The organism is Myxococcus sp. AB025B (assembly GCF_006518215.1).
Lineage (GTDB): Bacteria > Myxococcota > Myxococcia > Myxococcales > Myxococcaceae > Myxococcus > Myxococcus fulvus.
The window spans coordinates 1-3098 of the sequence record NZ_SRLW01000539.1 but is presented as its reverse complement, the minus strand read 5'-3'; the positions used below and the strand labels follow the sequence as shown (position 1 = coordinate 3098).

2 protein-coding genes are annotated in these 3098 nt (G+C 72.8%); one reads left to right on the top strand and one right to left on the bottom strand.

What is annotated here, in order from left to right:
• Positions 1-913: FHA domain-containing protein (locus FL311_RS42220; protein WP_141333258.1), on the top strand; the 913-nt coding region annotated here is incomplete at its 5' end.
• A gap of 391 nt (positions 914-1304) precedes the next feature.
• Here the strand turns inward: FL311_RS42220 and FL311_RS42215 are convergent.
• Positions 1305-2999: a serine/threonine-protein kinase gene (locus FL311_RS42215; RefSeq protein WP_141333257.1), complete on the bottom strand. Its 1695-nt coding sequence runs from the start codon at positions 2997-2999 to the stop codon at positions 1305-1307.
• Positions 3000-3098 lie beyond the last annotated feature (99 nt).

The following is a 3098-nucleotide window of genomic DNA, read 5'->3' as shown; positions in this document are numbered from 1 at the left end:
CCCCAGCGCCATTCCGCCGGGGATGAGGCCGTCCGCCCGGACGCCGCCCCCCACGGCCGCCGCGGGGTTGATGGTGGAGCGCCCCGCGAACACCCGGCCTCCGGCGGCGCCCCCCGCGGGCAACGCGCCTCCAGCCCTGGCGCCCCGAGCCGCGCCGCAGGGCCCCGCGAACACCCGGCCGCCTCCGCCGGTGCCCGACGCCGCGATGCCCGGGCGCACGGGGACCTCCGCCCCGGCCGTGGCGGCGCCCCGCCCTCCACCGGCGGCCTCGCGCTTCGGGCTGGCGGTCATCGCCGGGTCCACGCGGGGGCAGCGCTACAAGCTGCCGGTGACGGGTTGCGTGGTGGGCCGGCAGCGCGGCGCCATCCTCTTCCCGGATGACGGGTTCGTCTCGCCGCTCCACGCGACGTTCCTGGTGAAGGACGGCGCGCTCTTCGTGCGCGACGAGAACAGCGCCTCGGGGGTGTTCGTCACGGTGGCGGGCACCGAGGCCATCACCGCGCGCACGCACTTCAGCGCGGGCCAGCGGCTGTTCCGCTTCACGGGGCGCCTGGAGCCCGTCGCGCCGGTGGCGGGTCGGCCCACGGTGTACGGCGCGCCAGTGCCGCTCGGGCAGACGGTGTACGGCGTCGAGGAGGTCATCATGGGCGGCCGAGGTGGCCGCGCGGTGGTGACGGCGGCGCCCCTGCTCACCCTCGGACAGGCCCACTGCGACCTGAGCTTCCCGGGCGACGAGGGCCTCGCGGGTCGCCACTGCGAGCTGTCGCCCACTCCCACGGGTGCCTTGCTGAGGGACCTGTCCGGCGGACTGGGCACCTACGTGCGAATCCCTCCCGGCGAGGAGCGCCCGCTGCGACCGGGAGACCGCGTCCGTCTGGGCCAGCACGTGCTGCAGGTGGAGACGCTCGCCTGAGCGAGCGGGTGTGCTCCGTTCGGGCGCCCACGGACGTCCCACGAGCAGCACGCATCAGAGCATGCGCGGGAGCGCATGACCGCTTCGGGCGAGACGAGTCATGCCTCGATGAGGCCCGATAGCAAGCCGGGGCCTCGCGAGACTCAGTGCCGCCACTGAAGATGGCCCCTCCGCGGAGCGGCACCTCTCGAGGACGACGCTTCCGCGGTCTCAGCATGTCCGTGGCAGCACGCCCCCCGCCAGCGAAGACGAGCACCCCGCCCTGCATGGGAACGAGGCAGGGTCGGCGCGGGCAGGCACCCCCCACCCGACGCCACCGCACTGACGCTACGGAGCGGCGGAGTCGCGCGGGCGGGCCCACCACCCGACACCACCGACCCACGCACCGACGCTACGGAGCCGACGGGCGGGCCACGCTGCCGCCCAGCCGCTGCTCGATGAGCGCCCGGGCCCTCGAGTCCCGCACGTCGCGCAGGTGACGCATCCACCAGTTCCGGGCCTCATCCTGCTGGTCCCGCTGCCAGTAGACCTCGCCCAGCTTCAGCGCCAGCTCCGGGTCCGGGTTCGCCTCGAACGCGTTCAGGTAGCTGGTGGCGGCCATGTCCAGCTTCCCGCGCTCCAGCGACTGGTCGCCCTCCTGCGAGTGCTTCTTGGACAGCTCCAGGTTGCGATCGGCCGCGGGAATCATCCTGTCGTACAGCGGCCGGTCCGCATCCGCGGAGATGACGCTCCCCGTCCTGCCGGGAACCGGGGCATTGGAGGGAATCGGGAAGTGCGAGGCCCCGCCCTTCCCCGCGCCCTGCGTGTAATAGATGTAGGCGTAGAAGAGCCCCGCGCCCAGCACCAGCAGCACGGTGAGCGACTTGAAGAAGAACGCCAGTCCGCCGCCACCGACGCCGGGCTGGGTGGGGACGACGGAGTCCGTCTTCTCCCGCGTCGCGGGCATGACGTCGGCGCTCGAGGGCAGCGGCGAGAGCACGTCCGGAAGCGCGCGGACGGTGGCCTCCACCGTCATCTCGCTGCCCCACCCGGGGGCCGTGGCATCCCGGGCATCGTCGGGGCGGCCCCCGGACTTGCGCGGCAGCGGCGCCAGCACGGCCGAGGGCTGGGGACGCCGCGAGCCCGCCGCCTCGCGACGGCGCTCTTTCTCCACCGCCAGCAGCTCCGCGCGGAAGGCCTCCGCGTTCGCGGGGCGATCATCCGGGTCCTTGGAGAGCGTGCGCAGGATGAGCCGCTCCATCGCCGGGGAGATTCGCGCGTCGGGCCGCCGCCGCGTCGGGGGCGGAGGCTCCTCGGTGAGGTGCTTGGTGGCGAAGCCCACCGCCGAGTCGGACTCGAACGGCAACAGCCCCGTCATCAGCTGGTAGAGGATGACGCCCACCGCGTACAGGTCAGAGCGGTGGTCCAGCTGCGCCCCGCGCGCCTGCTCCGGCGACATGTACTCGGGCGTGCCGCAGACGAAGCCCGCGCGGGTGAGCGCCGGACCGTCGTCCGTGGAGTCGGTGATCTTCGCGATGCCGAAGTCGAGCACCTTGACGAAGTCCGGCTCGTTGCGCCGCTGCTCCACCATGATGTTCTCGGGCTTCAAGTCCCGGTGGATGACGCCCGCGCCGTGCGCGTCCGACAGCGCGCCGAGCACCTGGCTGACGATGCGCACCACGCGCGCCTCGCCCAGCGGCCACTCGCGGCTGAGAATCTGGTGCAGGTCCTGCCCCGCCACGTACTCCATGGCGATGAAGAGCGCGCCGTCCTCGGCCTGGCCGAAGTCCAGCACGCTGATGGAGTTGCGGTGGTTGAGCCGGCTGGCCGCCTTGGCCTCGCGCTGGAAGCGCGCCACGGTGCGCTCGTCCGACAGCAACGTGTGCCGCAGCACCTTGAGCACCACCACCTTGTCGAGGGAGATCTGCCGGGCCCGGAACACCCTGCCCATGCCCCCCTCGCCAATGAGGGCCTCGACCCGGTACTTCTGGGCAATCGTCATGCCGACGTAGTCGTCAGCATCCGCCGTGCGCACGAGGGTCGCGCCGCAGGCCGGGCAGAAACGGGAGGATTCTTGGGCGTCAGCGCCGCAGGAGGGGCAGTGCAAGTCAAACGTCCCCGAAGGGTGGGGCTGGAAGTTCACCACGTCGCTCGGGTGATGAGCAAGCCGCGCGCAATGCGAGCAACCGCGCCCCACCCCTGGTAG